Source organism: Streptomyces sp. CB02923, from assembly GCF_001905005.1.
Classification (GTDB): Bacteria; Actinomycetota; Actinomycetes; order Streptomycetales; family Streptomycetaceae; genus Streptomyces.
This window is the reverse complement of record NZ_LWKZ01000024.1, coordinates 65,189-79,470: the sequence shown is the minus strand read 5'-3', so window position 1 is coordinate 79,470 and position 14,282 is coordinate 65,189. Positions and strand designations below refer to the sequence as shown.

General features: G+C 71.8%; 12 protein-coding genes. 10 read left to right on the top strand and 2 right to left on the bottom strand.

Annotation, left to right across the window (positions count from 1 at the left end):
• Positions 1 to 41: 41 nt before the first annotated feature.
• From hpnE to A6A06_RS23755, 8 genes are all read left to right on the top strand, one after another.
• Positions 42 to 1,487 carry a hydroxysqualene dehydroxylase HpnE gene (gene hpnE / locus A6A06_RS23790; RefSeq protein WP_073764469.1) on the top strand — a complete coding sequence of 482 codons (1,446 nt, stop codon included), beginning with the start codon at positions 42 to 44 and terminating at the stop codon, positions 1,485 to 1,487.
• Positions 1,484 to 2,605 (top strand): polyprenyl synthetase family protein, encoded by a 1,122-nt coding sequence (locus tag A6A06_RS23785; protein ID WP_073763391.1) that lies wholly within the window; start codon positions 1,484 to 1,486, stop codon positions 2,603 to 2,605. The genes hpnE and A6A06_RS23785 overlap by 4 nt, the downstream gene beginning before the upstream one ends.
• A 131-nt stretch (positions 2,606 to 2,736) precedes the next feature.
• Positions 2,737 to 4,764 (top strand): squalene--hopene cyclase, encoded by a 2,028-nt coding sequence (gene shc, locus A6A06_RS23780; protein ID WP_073763390.1) that lies wholly within the window; start codon positions 2,737 to 2,739, stop codon positions 4,762 to 4,764.
• Complete coding sequence (locus tag A6A06_RS23775; protein ID WP_073763389.1) at positions 4,764 to 5,453, top strand: 5'-methylthioadenosine/S-adenosylhomocysteine nucleosidase family protein; 690 nt, start codon at positions 4,764 to 4,766, stop codon at positions 5,451 to 5,453. Before shc ends, A6A06_RS23775 begins: the two co-directional genes overlap by 1 nt.
• Positions 5,454 to 5,458: 5 nt before the next feature.
• Positions 5,459 to 6,481 (top strand): adenosyl-hopene transferase HpnH, encoded by a 1,023-nt coding sequence (hpnH, locus tag A6A06_RS23770; RefSeq protein WP_073763388.1) that lies wholly within the window; start codon positions 5,459 to 5,461, stop codon positions 6,479 to 6,481.
• A 4-nt stretch (positions 6,482 to 6,485) separates the two neighbouring features.
• Entirely contained in the window at positions 6,486 to 7,679 is a 1,194-nt protein-coding gene (gene ispG / locus A6A06_RS23765) for a flavodoxin-dependent (E)-4-hydroxy-3-methylbut-2-enyl-diphosphate synthase (RefSeq protein WP_073764467.1), read from the top strand.
• A gap of 36 nt (positions 7,680 to 7,715) precedes the next feature.
• Positions 7,716 to 9,596, top strand: a complete 1,881-nt coding sequence (dxs, locus tag A6A06_RS23760; protein ID WP_073763387.1) for a 1-deoxy-D-xylulose-5-phosphate synthase — start codon at positions 7,716 to 7,718, stop codon at positions 9,594 to 9,596.
• A 13-nt stretch (positions 9,597 to 9,609) separates the two neighbouring features.
• Positions 9,610 to 10,998, top strand: coding sequence for an aspartate aminotransferase family protein (locus A6A06_RS23755; protein WP_073763386.1), 1,389 nt, complete (start codon positions 9,610 to 9,612; stop codon positions 10,996 to 10,998).
• On the opposite strand, the gene A6A06_RS23750 is transcribed toward A6A06_RS23755, so the two are convergent.
• Entirely contained in the window at positions 10,989 to 11,591 is a 603-nt protein-coding gene (locus tag A6A06_RS23750; RefSeq protein WP_073763385.1) for a winged helix-turn-helix domain-containing protein, read from the bottom strand. The two genes, A6A06_RS23755 and A6A06_RS23750, sit on opposite strands and share 10 nt — an antisense overlap.
• A 105-nt stretch (positions 11,592 to 11,696) precedes the next feature.
• Between A6A06_RS23750 and def the strand changes: the two genes are divergently transcribed.
• Entirely contained in the window at positions 11,697 to 12,356 is a 660-nt protein-coding gene (gene def, locus A6A06_RS23745) for a peptide deformylase (RefSeq protein ID WP_073763384.1), read from the top strand.
• 43 nt (positions 12,357 to 12,399) lie between these two features.
• Here def and A6A06_RS23740 read toward each other — a convergent pair whose 3' ends face one another.
• Positions 12,400 to 13,209, bottom strand: coding sequence for a tyrosine-protein phosphatase (locus A6A06_RS23740; protein WP_073763383.1), 810 nt, complete (start codon positions 13,207 to 13,209; stop codon positions 12,400 to 12,402).
• Between the two features lie 248 nt (positions 13,210 to 13,457).
• Between A6A06_RS23740 and A6A06_RS23735 the strand changes: the two genes are divergently transcribed.
• Positions 13,458 to 14,258, top strand: a complete 801-nt coding sequence (locus A6A06_RS23735) for an SGNH/GDSL hydrolase family protein (RefSeq protein WP_073763382.1) — start codon at positions 13,458 to 13,460, stop codon at positions 14,256 to 14,258.
• Positions 14,259 to 14,282: the final 24 nt, after the last annotated feature.

Sequence of the window (14,282 nt, the reverse complement as noted above, 5' to 3'; positions counted from 1 at the left end):
CTGACGACAGTAATCAGGGAGGGCGAATGACATCGCACACGATGCGGCCCGACCGGCACGATGCACATGAGGCAGGCCGTCCCGATGGGGCGGCTGCGGTGGTCATTGGGGGCGGTCTCGCCGGAGTCACGGCAGCACTGGCGCTGGCCGACGCGGGACAGCGCGTCACCCTCGTCGAGGGGCGGCCCCGGCTGGGCGGCCTGGTCTTCTCCTTCCGCCGCGAGTCCGCGGCGGGGGAGCTGACCGTCGACAACGGGCAGCACGTCTATCTGCGCTGCTGCACCGCGTACGACTGGTTCCTCGGCCGGGTCGGCGGCCGCGGCATGGTGCCCCTCCAGGACCGGATGGACGTACCGGTGCTGGACGCCGACGGCCTGCGGCTGGGGCGGCTGCGGCGTACCGCCCTGCCCGTACCGCTGCACCTGGCGAAGAGCCTGGCCACCTACCCGCACCTGTCGCTCGCCGAACGGGCGAACGTCGGCCGCGCGGCGCTGGCCCTGAAGCAGCTGGACCCCGAGGACCCCGCGCTGGACGGCGTCGACTTCGCCTCCTGGCTGTCCCGGCACGGCCAGTCGCCGCGCGCCGTCGAGGCGCTGTGGGACCTGGTCGGCGTCGCGACGCTCAACGCGCGGGCCGCCGACGCCTCGCTCGGCCTGGCCGCCAAGGTCTTCAAGACGGGCCTGCTCTCCGACAACGGCGCCGCCGACATCGGCTGGTCCCGGGTGCCGCTCGGCGAGGTGCACGACACCCTCGCCCGCGAGGCCCTGGAGAAGGCGGGCGTCCGTGTCGAGCTGCGCACCCGTGCGAGCGCCCTGGCCCGCGCCGAGGACGGGACCTGGCGGGTGACGGTGGAGAACGGGCCGCACGGCCGCGAGCAGCTGGATGCCGGAACGGTCGTGCTGGCCCTGCCGCAGCGCGAGGCCCACGGTCTGCTGCCCGACGGCAGTCTCGACGGCCAGGACCGGCTGCTGGACATCGGCACGGCCCCGATCCTGAATCTGCACGTCGTCTACGACCGTCCGGTGCTGAAGCAACCGTTCTTCGCGGCGCTCGGCTCGCCCGTGCAGTGGGTCTTCGACCGTACGGAGGCCTCCGGGCTCGCCGCGCTGCCCGGTGGCGCCCGCAGCCAGTACCTGGCCGTGTCGCAGTCCGCCGCGCAGGACGAGATCGACCGGCCGGTGGCGGAGCTGCGCGCGCGGTATCTGCCGGAGCTGGAGCGGCTGTTGCCCGCGGCGCGCGGCGCCGGCGTCCGCGACTTCTTCGTCACCCGCGAGCGCACCGCGACGTTCGCCCCCACCCCGGGCGTAGGCCGGCTGCGGCCCGCCGCCCGCACCAAGACCCCCGGCCTGTACCTGGCCGGTGCGTGGACCGCCACCGGGTGGCCCGCGACCATGGAAAGCGCTGTTCGCAGCGGCCTCGGCGCCGCTCGCGAGGCGCTCGCCGAACTCGGCGTCTCCCAGAGCCGACTGCCCCGGGAGACGGCATGACCACGAGTACGAGCGCTCGCACGAGCACGAGCACCGGAAACAGAGGAGAAACCGTGAATCCGGCTTCCCCAGCTATCGACACCGAGAGCGTCACCGCGCTGCTGGAGCGCGGGCGGCAGCTCGCCACTCCTGTGCTGCGTGCCGCCGTGGACCGGCTCGCGCCTCCCATGGACACCGTCGCCGCGTACCACTTCGGCTGGATCGACGCCGCGGGACGGCCCGCGTCCGGGGACGGCGGCAAGGCCGTACGCCCCGCGCTCGCGCTGCTGTCGGCGCAGGCCGCCGGGCAGTCGCCGGAGGTCGGCGTCCCCGGCGCCGTCGCCGTGGAACTGGTCCACAACTTCTCGCTGCTGCACGACGACCTGATGGACGGCGACGAGCAGCGCCGCCACCGCGACACGGTGTGGAAGGTGCACGGGCCGGCCCAGGCCATCCTCGTCGGCGACGCGCTGTTTGCCCTCGCCAACGAAATACTGCTCGAACTGGGCACGGTCGAGGCCGGCCGCGCCACCCGCCGCCTCACCGTGGCCACGCGCAAGCTCATCGACGGCCAGGCCCAGGACATCTCCTACGAGCACCGCGAGCGGGTCACCGTCGAGGAGTGCCTGGAGATGGAGGGCAACAAGACGGGCGCGCTGCTCGCCTGCGCCGTCTCCATCGGCGCCGTCCTCGGCGGTGCCGACGACCGTACCGCCGACATCCTGGAGCGCTACGGCTACCACCTGGGCCTCGCCTTCCAGGCCGTCGACGACCTGCTCGGCATCTGGGGCGACCCGGAGGCCACCGGCAAGCAGACCTGGAGCGACCTGCGCCAGCGCAAGAAGTCGCTGCCGGTCGTAGCCGCCCTGGCGGCCGACAACCCCGCCTCCGAGCGGCTCGCCCGCATCCTCGCGGCGGACGCGAAGAAGAGCGAGGACGAGATCGCCGACTTCACCGAGGAGGAGTTCGCCTCCCGCGCGGCCCTGATCGAGGAGGCCGGCGGCCGCGCGTGGACCACCGAGGAGGCCCGCCGCCAGCACAGCACCGCCATCGCCGCACTGGACGAGGTGGACATGCCCGCGCCGGTCCGCGCGCAGTTCGTCGCGCTCGCGGACTTCGTCGTCGTACGAAAGAGATGATCACTATCGAACCGATCTAGATCGCAGTCGCCGGCCGGCGCCCACCCCCGACCTCCGGTAAAGGGGAGGCAGGCGTCGGCCGACGGAATCCCTGAGCACGCTTCACAGAGTTCACTGCAGAAGGGGAAACCATGACAGCGACGACCGACGGAAGTACCGGGGCGCTGCCGCCCCGTGCCCCCTCGGCCGGCGACGCCACCGCCGAGACCACCGCCGAGACCTCCGGGAACGACCCGGCAGCCCCCAGAAGCACGGCCGCCGTCGCCCGCCGGGCCGCCGCCCGCGCCACCGATCACCTGCTGTCCGTGCAGGACGACGCGGGCTGGTGGAAGGGCGACCTGGAAACCAATGTGACCATGGACGCCGAGGACCTGCTGCTGCGGCAGTTCCTGCGGATCGGCGACCGGCGGACCACCGAGGCCGCGGCCCGGCACATCCGCGGCGGACAGCGCGCCGACGGCACGTGGGCCTCCTTCTACGGGGGCCCCGGCGAACTGTCCGTCACCATCGAGGCGTACGTCGCCCTGCGGCTGGCCGGCGACGAGCCGGACGCCGTCCACATGGCCAGGGCCGCCGCCTGGATCCGCGAGCACGGCGGCATCGCCGCCTCCCGCGTCTTCACCCGCATCTGGCTGGCGCTGTTCGGCTGGTGGAAGTGGGACGACCTGCCGGAACTGCCGCCCGAGCTGATCTACTTCCCGAAGTGGTTCCCGCTCAACGTCTACGACTTCGGGTGCTGGGCGCGGCAGACGATCGTGGCACTGACGATCGTCTCGGCCCTGCGCCCGGTACGGCCCGCGCCGTTCGCCCTGGACGAGCTGCACACCGACCCGGCCCGCCCGAACCCGCCGCGGCCGCTCGCGCCCGCCGCCAGCTGGGACGGCCTTTTCCAGCGGCTGGACAAGGGGCTGCACGGCTACCGGAAGGTGGCCGTGCGCAGGCTGCGCCGCTCGGCGATGAAGGCCGCGGCGAGCTGGATCATCGAACGCCAGGAGAACGACGGCTGCTGGGGCGGCATCCAGCCGCCGGCCGTCTACTCGGTCATCGCGCTGCACCTGCTGGGGTACGACCTCAGACATCCGGTGCTGCGCCAGGGCCTGGAGTCGCTGGACCGTTTCGCCGTATGGAGCGAGGACGCGGAGGGCGCACCGGTCCGCATGATCGAGGCGTGCCAGTCCCCGGTCTGGGACACCTGCCTCGCCGCCATCGCGCTCGCCGACGCGGGCCTGCCCGCCGACCACCCGCAGCTGGTCAAGGCGGCCGACTGGATGCTCGCCGAACAGATCCGCCGGCCGGGCGACTGGAGCGTCCGCAGGCCGCAACTGCCCTCCGGCGGCTGGGCGTTCGAGTTCGAGAACGACAACTATCCGGACATCGACGACACCGCCGAGGTGGTCCTCGCGCTGCGCCGTATCCAGCACCCGGACCCGGAGCGGGTCGACGCCGCCGTGCGGCGCGCCGTGCGCTGGAGTCTGGGGATGCAGTCCAAGAACGGGGCCTGGGGCGCCTTCGACGCCGACAACACCAGCCCGTTCCCCAACCGGCTGCCGTTCTGCGACTTCGGCGAGGTCATCGACCCGCCGTCGTCCGACGTCACCGCCCACGTCGTGGAGATGGCCGCCGATCTCGGCATGACGCACGACGCGCGGGTGCGGCGCGGCCTGCGCTGGCTGCTGGCCGAACAGGAGCCGGACGGCTCGTGGTTCGGGCGCTGGGGCACCAACTACATCTACGGCACCGGCTCGGTGCTCCCGGCGCTGGCCGCCGCCGGCATCCCCGCCTCGCACCCCGCGGTCCGCCGCGCCGTGCACTGGCTGGAGCGCGTCCAGAACGAGGACGGCGGCTGGGGCGAGGACCAGCGCTCCTACCGGGACAAGGCGTGGGCGGGCCGCGGCGAGTCGACCGCCTCGCAGACCGCGTGGGCGCTGATGGCGCTGCTCGCGGCGGGCGAGCGGGAGAGCGCGGCGGTCGCGCGCGGGGTGCGCTGGCTGGCCGACGCACAGCGCGCCGACGGCTCCTGGGACGAGCCGTACTTCACCGGTACGGGCTTCCCGTGGGATTTCTCGATCAACTATCACCTGTACCGGCAGGTCTTCCCGCTGACGGCCCTCGGCCGTTACGTCAACGGCGGACCGGCCGGCGCGTCCCAGGGGGCCTGATGCCCACGTCGCGCAGCGGGGACGCCGCCCGGGGCGGGCAGCGGGGCCGGCCGCAGGGGCCGCCGCCGCTGCTGGTCGCCTGCGCGCTCGGCATCGAGCGGCTGGCGCTGCGCGGCGGTGACCGCAGCGGCGCGAGCGCGCCCGTCGTCACGCTCCGTACGGGCATGGGGCCGCGGGCGGCGTCGGACGCCGTCACGCACGCGCTGCGCGACGGCTCCGTCACCGCGCGGGCGCCCGTCGTCGCCACCGGCTTCTGCGCGGGTCTCGTCCCGGGGATGCGGCCGGGGGACGTGGTTGTCGCGGAGGCGGCCCGGGGCCATCTGCCCGGCGCGCCGGAGGTGCCCTGCTCCGACAACGGCCCGCTGCTGCGGGCCCTGGAGGAGCGTGGCGTGACGGTGCACACCGGCCTGCTGCGCGGCTCCGACCATGTCGTACGCGGCGCGGAGCGGGCCGGTCTGCGGGCCGCGGGCGCCGTCGCGGTGGACATGGAGTCCGCCGCGACGCTGGAGGCCGCGACGCGTGGCGGCGGCCGTCCGGTTGCGGCCGTCCGGGTGATCGTGGACGCTCCAGAACATGAACTTGTCCGAATCGGTACTTTACGCGGTGGAATGTCAGCCTTTCGTGTGCTGCGCTCCATCCTTCCTGTCTTTTTCGAATGGCACCGTTCTTTGCTGCTCTCCAGGAGGTGAGCCAGATGGCCATGCCGCTCCGTCAGTCCATCCGGGTCGGTACGTATCTCTTTGAACAGAAAGTGCGCAAGCGGGAGAAGTTCCCGCTGATCGTGGAACTGGAGCCGCTCTTCGCGTGCAACCTCAAGTGCGAGGGCTGCGGGAAGATCCAGCACCCGGCCGGGGTGCTCAAACAGCGGATGCCGGTCGCGCAGGCGGTCGGCGCGGTGCTGGAGTCCGGCGCGCCGATGGTCTCCATCGCCGGAGGCGAGCCGCTGATGCACCCGCAGATCGACGAGATCGTGCGGCAGCTGGTGGCCAAGCGCAAATACGTCTTCCTGTGCACCAACGCCATGCTGCTGCGCAAGAAGCTGGACAAGTTCACCCCCTCGCGGTACTTCGCCTTCGCGGTGCACATCGACGGCATGCGTGAGCGGCACGACGAATCCGTGGCCAAGGAGGGCGTCTTCGACGAGGCGGTGGAGGCGATCAAGGAAGCCAAGCGGCGCGGCTTCCGGGTCACCACCAACTCCACCTTCTTCAACACCGACACCCCGCAGACCATCATCGAGGTGCTCAACTTCCTCAACGACGACCTCCAGGTCGACGAGATGATGCTCTCGCCCGCCTACGCCTACGAGAAGGCCCCCGACCAGGAGCACTTCCTCGGCGTCGAGCAGACCAGGGAACTCTTCAAGAAGGCCTTCGCGGGCGGCAACCGCCGCCGCTGGCGGCTCAACCACAGCCCGCTGTTCCTGGACTTCCTGGAGGGCAAGGCGGACTTCCCCTGCACGGCCTGGGCGATCCCCAACTACTCGCTGTTCGGCTGGCAGCGCCCCTGCTACCTGATGAGCGACGGCTACGTCCCCACGTACCGGCAGCTGATCGAGGAGACCGACTGGGACAAGTACGGCCGCGGCAAGGACCCGCGCTGCGCCAACTGCATGGCGCACTGCGGCTACGAGCCCACCGCCGTCCTCGCCACGATGGGCTCCCTCAAGGAGTCCCTGCGCGCCGCCCGTGAGACCGTCGCAGGAAACCGCGGGTGACGTGATGGGTACTGGAGAGCCTCCCGGAGGCAGCGCCTCCGGGACCGCCGTCGCCCTGGGCCTCCCCGCCGTGCCGGCCCGGCCGCTCGCACAGCGGCGCGACTCGCGCCGTATCCAGGTCGGGACGGTGCCGGTGGGCGGCGGCGCCCCCGTATCGGTGCAGTCGATGACGACGACCAGCACGGCCGACATCGGCGCGACGCTCCAGCAGATCGCCGAGCTGACCGCCTCCGGGTGCCAGATCGTCCGGGTCGCCTGCCCGACCCAGGACGACGCCGACGCCCTGTCGGTCATCGCGAAGAAGTCGCAGATCCCGGTGATCGCGGACATCCACTTCCAGCCGAAGTACGTGTTCGCCGCGATCGACGCCGGCTGCGCCGCGGTCCGGGTCAACCCGGGCAACATCCGGCAGTTCGACAACCGGGTGAAGGAGATCGCCAAGGCGGCCTCCGACGCCGGGGTGCCGATCCGGATCGGCGTGAACGCCGGCTCGCTGGACAAGCGGCTGCTGGAGAAGTACGGCAGGGCGACGCCCGAGGCGCTGGTGGAGTCCGCCCTGTGGGAGTGCTCGCTGTTCGAGGAGCACGGCTTCCGGGACATCAAGATCTCGGTCAAGCACAACGACCCGGTCGTGATGGTCAACGCGTACCGGCAGCTCGCGGCCCGGTGCGACTACCCGCTGCACCTGGGCGTGACGGAGGCCGGTCCGGCCTTCCAGGGCACGATCAAGTCGGCGGTGGCCTTCGGAGCTCTGCTGAGCGAGGGCATCGGCGACACCATCCGGGTGTCGCTGTCCGCGCCGCCCGCCGAGGAGGTCAAGGTCGGCCTGCAGATCCTGGAGTCGCTGAACCTGCGCCCGCGCCGCCTGGAGATCGTCTCCTGCCCGTCCTGCGGCCGCGCCCAGGTGGACGTGTACAAGCTGGCCGACGAGGTCACCGCGGGCCTGGAGGGCATGGAGGTCCCGCTGCGCGTCGCGGTCATGGGCTGCGTCGTCAACGGCCCCGGCGAGGCCCGCGAGGCCGACCTCGGCGTGGCCTCCGGCAACGGCAAGGGCCAGATCTTCGTCAAGGGCGAGGTCATCGCCACCGTACCCGAGTCGAAGATCGTCGAGACGCTGATCGAAGAGGCCATGAAGATCGCGGCGGGGATGGAGTCCGAGGGAGTGGTGCCAGGCGTTCCCGACGTCACCGTCAGCTGAACCCGTGAAAGCTGGACCCATGGAGGGGGACCGAGCATGTCGATGCTGGAACAGATCCGTGAGCCGCGCGACCTCAAGGAGATTCCCGGAGAAGCCCTCGGCACACTCGCCGAGGAGATCAGGCAGTTCCTCGTGCACGCGGTGGCGCGGACCGGCGGTCACCTGGGACCCAACCTGGGCGTGGTGGAGCTGACCATCGCCCTGCACCGGGTCTTCGACTCGCCCGCCGACCGCATCCTGTGGGACACCGGGCACCAGTCGTACGTGCACAAACTGCTGACCGGCCGTCAGGACTTCTCCAAACTGCGCGGCAAGGGCGGACTGTCCGGCTACCCGTCCCGGGAGGAGTCCGACCACGACGTCATCGAGAACTCCCACGCCTCCACCGTCCTGGGCTGGGCCGACGGCCTGGCCAAGGCCAACCAGGTCCGCGGCCTGGCCGACCACGTCGTGGCCGTCATCGGGGACGGCGCGCTGACCGGCGGCATGGCCTGGGAAGCGCTCAACAACATCGCCGCCGCCAGGGACCGCCCCCTCATCATCGTCGTCAACGACAACGAGCGCTCGTACGCGCCCACCATCGGCGGCCTCGCCAACCACCTCGCCACCCTGCGCACCACCGACGGCTACGAGCGCTTCCTCGCCTGGGGCAAGGAGGTCGTGCAGCGCGCCCCCGTCGTGGGCCGCCCGCTGTACGAGTCGCTGCACGGCGCCAAGAAGGGCTTCAAGGACGCCTTCGCCCCGCAGGGCATGTTCGAGGACCTGGGCCTGAAGTACGTCGGCCCGATCGACGGCCACGACATAGCCGCCGTCGAGTCCGCGCTGCGCCGGGCCGCCCGCTTCCACGGGCCTGTCCTGGTCCACTGCCGTACGGAGAAGGGCCGCGGCTACCGGCCCGCGCTGGAGGACGAGGCGGACCGGTTCCACACGGTCGGCGCCATGGACCCGCTGACCTGCGAGCCCGTCACGCCGCCCGGCGCGCCGTCGTGGACCTCGGTCTTCGGCGACGAGATGGTCAGGATCGGCGAGGAGCGCCCGGACGTCGTCGCGATCACCGCGGCGATGCTGCAGCCCGTCGGCCTCGGGAAGTTCGCGGCCGCCTTCCCCGACCGTACGTGGGACGTGGGCATCGCCGAACAGCACGCGGCGACCTCGGCGGCGGGCCTGGCCACCGGCGGTCTGCACCCGGTCTTCGCGGTGTACGCGACCTTCCTCAACCGCGCCTTCGACCAGGTCCTGATGGACGTGGCGCTGCACAAGTGCGGCGTCACCTTCGTCCTCGACCGGGCCGGTGTGACCGGCACCGACGGGCCGAGCCACAACGGCATGTGGGACATGTCGGTCCTCGGTGTCGTCCCCGGCCTCAGGATCGCCGCGCCGCGCGACGCCGACCAGCTGCGCGCCGAACTGCGCGAGGCCGTCGAGGTGGACGACGCGCCGACCGTCCTGCGCTTCCCGAAGGAGTCGGTGGGCGAGCCGGTCCCGGCGCTGGAGCGGATCGGCGGCGTGGACGTGCTGGGCCGCGGCGAGCGCGAGGACGTCCTGCTGGTCTCGGTGGGCGTGATGGCCCCGGTCTGCCTGGGGGCCGCGGAGCTGCTCGCGGAGCGCGGCGTCGGCGTCACCGTCGTCGATCCGCGGTGGGTCAAGCCCGTCGACCCCGCGATCGTCCGGCTGGCCGCGCGGCACACCTCGGTGGCCGTCGTGGAGGACAACAGCCGCAACGGGGGAGTGGGGGCGGCGGTCGGCCAGGCGCTGCGCGACGCGGAGGTGGACGTACCGCTGCGGACCTTCGGCATCCCCGAGCAGTTCCTCGCGCACGCCAAGCGCGGCGAGGTGCTCGCCGACATCGGGCTCACCCCGGCCGAGATCGCCGGCCGGATCAGCGCCTCCCTGGCCCGTAAGGAGAACGCATCGTGACGGAGAACGGCTCGTGACCGGATTCGACCTGACCAAGCTGCTCGCCGAGCGCGGCGCCGAGCGTTACGACCTGCACGCCAGGTACATCAACCACCAACTGCCGCGGATGCTGCACACCATCGGCTTCGACAAGGTCTACGAGCGGGCCGAGGGCGCCTACTTCTGGGACGAGGACGGCCGGGACCACCTCGACATGCTCGCCGGTTTCGGGGTGATGGGCCTCGGCCGCCACCACCCCGTCGTACGGCAGGCACTGCACGATGTCCTCGACGCCGGGCTGGCCGACCTCACCCGCTTCGACTGCCCGCCGCTGCCCGGCCTGCTCGCCGAGAAACTGCTGTCCCACACGCCTCACCTGGACCGCGTCTTCCTCGGCAACAGCGGCACCGAAGCCGTCGAGACCGCCCTGAAGTTCGCCCGCTACGCCACCGGAAAACCCCGCGTCCTGTACTGCACCCACGCCTTTCACGGCCTGACCACCGGCTCCCTGTCGGTCAACGGCGAGAACGGCTTCCGCGACGGCTTCGCACCGCTGCTGCCCGACACCGGCATCGAGATGGGCGATCTCGACGCGCTGGAACGCGAGCTGCGGCGCGGCGACGTGGCGGCCTTCATCGTCGAGCCGGTCCAGGGCAAGGGCGTACACCCCACGCCCCCAGGATTCCTGCGCGCCGCCCAGGAACTGCTGCACCGGCACAAGGCGCTGCTCATCGCCGACGAGGTGCAGACCGGCCTGGGCCGCACCGGCGACTTCTTCGCCTACCAGCACGAGGACGGCGTGGAACCGGACCTGGTGTGCGTGGCCAAGGCGCTCTCCGGCGGTTATGTGCCGGTCGGGGCGACCCTGGGCAAGGACTGGATCTTCAAGAAGGTCTACTCGTCCATGGACCGCGTCCTCGTCCACTCCGCCAGCTTCGGCGCCAACGCCCAGGCGATGGCCGCCGGGCTGGCGGTCCTGTCCGTCATGGAGGACGAGCAGATCGTCGCCAACGCCCGGCACACCGGCGATCTGCTCCGTACGAAGCTGGCCGCCCTCGTCGACCGCTACGAGCTGCTGCACGACGTCCGCGGCCGGGGACTGATGATCGGCATCGAGTTCGGCCGTCCCACGTCCCTGCGACTCCGCGGCCACTGGACCATGCTCCAGGCGGCCCGCAAGGGCCTGTTCGCCCAGATGGTCGTGGTCCCCCTCTTCCAGCGCCACCGCATCCTCACCCAGGTCTCCGGCGACCATCTGGAGGTCATCAAACTCATCCCGCCCCTGACGATCGGGGAGCGGGAGGTGGACCGGTTCGTGGCGGCGTTCACGGAGGTGATGGACGACGCGCACCAGGGCGGCGGCCTGATGTGGGACTTCGGGCGGACGCTGATGAAGCAGGCGCTGCAGACGCGTCAGCGCTGACGTTCCGCGGGAGGCTCGTTCAGCAGGGGGAACAGCCGGGTGACCGCGGCCACCGCCACCGCGCCCGCCGGACGCGCGGCGGGGTGCCGGTCGCGGTCACCGTAGGCGGCCAGCAGGTGGCGGATGGACGCGGCGAGTTCGGTCAGCTCCGCCGGAGTCAGATGGACCACGGCGCTGAAGGCTTCATCGTGCCGCCACTCGGCCGGGGCCCGGCCCCGGTGGGCCAGCCAGCGCTGATAGCTCTCGTCCTCCAGCCCGCGTGCCAGCGCGTCGAACCGCTGCGGCTCTTCCGGCTGCGGTGGTGCGTCCTGAGCGGGCCGCCGGGAGGTCTCCCAGCGCAGCCGCCACGGCCGGGCCCGCCCGCCTTCGTGCGGCGCTTCTTCGATGAGGCCGTGCCGGGCGAGCTGGCGCAGGTGGAAGGAGCAGAGTCCGGAGCTGTGGCCGAGCCGGACAGCGGCCTGCGTAGACGTGACGGTGCCGACCTCGGCGAGCAGGTCCAGCAGGGCGATCCGTACGGGGTGGTCCGGGAGGGGCTGCCGGGCGCGGTGCGACGGCGGTCCGGTGGGGGCTGTTCGACGGTTCTCATCGCTCACTTTGCAAAGGGTGCTACTTTGCAAAGCGTTCGGTCAAGCTGATGTGCCGCCGGCCGGGGTACCGCCCCGGCCCGCTCCGGCATGTACGGAAGGCGTTGATGTTCCATGACTGTCGGTTCCGGTGACACCCCACAGGACCGCCGGGTACGCGTGCAGGGCGAGCCCGTGGACTCCTACCCGCGGCTCGCGCCGGAGGTCGGACGGGGTGCGGTGCGCCGCATCACCGTGGCGGGGGAGGAGGTTCTGCACCGCCCGTGCCGGGAGGTCACCGGATTCGGCACGCCGGAACTCGCGCAGCTGATCGACGACATGTTCGCCACGAACCAGGTGGCGGAGGGCGCCGGGCTCGCCGCCAACCAGGTCGGTGTGGACCTTCGGTTGTTCGTCTGGGACATGACGGACGACTGGGGGGTGCGCCACGTCGGGCACATCGCCAACCCGGTCCTGGACGAGGTTCCGGCCGAGCAGCGCAGGCTGGTCGAGGAATCCGAAGGATGCCTGTCCGTCCCCGGCCCCTACCGCGTCGTGCCCCGCCTCGACCGCGCTGTCGTACGGGGCCGCGACAAGGACGGCCACCCCCTGGTGATCGAGGGCCGGGGCTACTTCGCCCGGTGTCTGCAACACGAGACGGACCACCTGCACGGCCATCTCTACCTGGACCGGCTCGCCCGGCGGGAACGCAAGACGGCGCTCCGGGAGATGGAGGAGTCCAAGGAGGAGAAGTTCGCCCGGCGCGCGGCCTTGGCCGCGAAGCTGGGCAAGTGACCGCGGCCGCGGGGCGGCGCGGCCCGTGGCCGTCCGGGCCCGCTCAGTCCTCCAGGAGCTGGAAGCGCAGCCGTTCGCGGGTCGCGGGGGACAGTTTCAGGCCCTCGCTCAGGTAGGTCTCCGTCGAGCCCCAGGTCGTCTCGATGGCGTCGAGGGCCGCGGACAGGTATTCGGCGCGGGCGTCGAAGAGCGGCGCGAGCAGTTCCATGACCTCGGGGGACATGCCGGCCGCCGAGTTGTCGGAGCGGCGCACCTTGTACCGGCGGTGGGCGGCGTTGGACTCCAGGTAGTCGGCCTCGACGGCTTCCGGGGCGACGCCGACCGCGAGCAGGGTGACGGCGACGGACAGGCCCGCCCGGTCCTTGCCGGCCGCGCAGTGCATGAGCGCGGGGACGCTGTCCTCGGCGAGTGCGTGCAGGACGCGACTGTGGTCCGCGGTGCGGGTGGTGATGATGTGGCGGTACGTCTGCGCCATCCGGCCCGCCGCCTTGCCGTCGCCCAGCGCCGTACGCAGGTGGCCCAGCTCGCCGTCGCGCACCATCGCCCAGAACTCGGCGCCGTCGGCCGGGTCGGTCAGCGGGATGTTCACGTTCCGCACGCCGGGCAGTGCGACGTCGGGGCCTTCCAGCTTGATGTCGGCGGCGTTGCGGAAGTCGAAGACCGTGTGCAGTCCGAGGCCGCCGAGGAAGGCCGCGTCCGCCTCGGTCGCCGCCGCCAGGTGGCCGCTGCGGAACAGCCGGCCCTTGCGCACCCGGCGCCCGTCCACGGTCGGCAACCCGCCCACGTCACGGAAGTTGCGCACCTCCGCGAGCTCGGAGTCGGTCGACGGGACCTCCGGGGTCTGCTGCGTCACGGGCGCTCCTCGGGATCGGTCGCCGACGCTGCTCGTCGACGAGGCGGGCCACTCCGACGATACGACATGGGTGCACCCCGCATTCCAGCCGGTGAGCGCGGGCTCGCGGCGGCGGTACGGAACAGGCCGTGCGGCCCCCGTTCCTTATTCCGACTTGATCAGAATTTGACCGGGTGGCATTAATCACCCCACGTCAACCCCTGGTTACGATGGCGTAAGTCACTTCCCGGGGTGAAGTATGTCCTGACGTGGCAGACGATTCGAAGAAGATGAGCAGTGGCGCATATGGCGCCATCGGGTCGTACGCAGCCGTCGGGGACAGCTTCACCGAGGGAGTCGGGGATCCCGGCCGTGACGGGGCGTACATCGGCTGGGCGGACCGGCTGGCGGTCCTGCTGTCGGACCAGCGGGCGGAGGGCGACTTCCGTTACGCCAACCTCGCGGTCCGCGGGCGCCTGCTGGACCGGATCGTGGAGGAGCAGGTGCCGCGGGCCAGGGACCTGGCCCCCGACCTGGTGACGTTCTGCGCCGGCGGCAACGACATCCTGCGGCCGGGCTCGGACCCGGACGCGGTGGCCGAGCGGTACGAGGCGGCCGTCGCCGCGCTGCGGGAGACGGTCGGTACCGTGCTGCTGTGCACGGGGTTCGACACCCGCGGTATGCCGGTGCTGCGGCACCTGCGCGGCAAGATCGCGACGTACACCGCCCATGTGCGGGCCATCGCCGACCGGCACGACTGCCCGGTCCTGGACCTGTGGTCGCTGAAGTCCGTGCAGGACCGGCGTGCCTGGAGCGATGACCGGCTCCACCTGTCGGCCGACGGGCACACGCGTGTGGCGCTGCGCGCCGCGGAGGTGCTGGGCTTCGGCGTACCGGCCGACCCGGACCAGGAATGGCCGCCGGAGGCGGAGCGCACCCCGGCCGAGGCGCGCCGGGACAACATCCACTGGGCGCGGGAACACCTGGTGCCGTGGATCGGCCGCCGCCTGCGTGGCGAGTCCTCCGGTGATCACGTGGAGGCGAAGCGGCCGGACCTGCTTCCGCTGTAGCCGGACCTGCTTTCCTTGGGGAGC

Coding starts and splice junctions, on each gene's coding strand:
- hpnE (WP_073764469.1), top strand. CDS start 42: ATGCGGCCCGACCGGCACGATGCACATGAGGCAGGCCGTCCCGATGGG.
- A6A06_RS23785 (WP_073763391.1), top strand. CDS start 1,484: ATGACCACGAGTACGAGCGCTCGCACGAGCACGAGCACCGGAAACAGA.
- shc (WP_073763390.1), top strand. CDS start 2,737: ATGACAGCGACGACCGACGGAAGTACCGGGGCGCTGCCGCCCCGTGCC.
- A6A06_RS23775 (WP_073763389.1), top strand. CDS start 4,764: ATGCCCACGTCGCGCAGCGGGGACGCCGCCCGGGGCGGGCAGCGGGGC.
- hpnH (WP_073763388.1), top strand. CDS start 5,459: ATGGCCATGCCGCTCCGTCAGTCCATCCGGGTCGGTACGTATCTCTTT.
- ispG (WP_073764467.1), top strand. CDS start 6,486: ATGGGTACTGGAGAGCCTCCCGGAGGCAGCGCCTCCGGGACCGCCGTC.
- dxs (WP_073763387.1), top strand. CDS start 7,716: ATGTCGATGCTGGAACAGATCCGTGAGCCGCGCGACCTCAAGGAGATT.
- def (WP_073763384.1), top strand. CDS start 11,697: ATGACTGTCGGTTCCGGTGACACCCCACAGGACCGCCGGGTACGCGTG.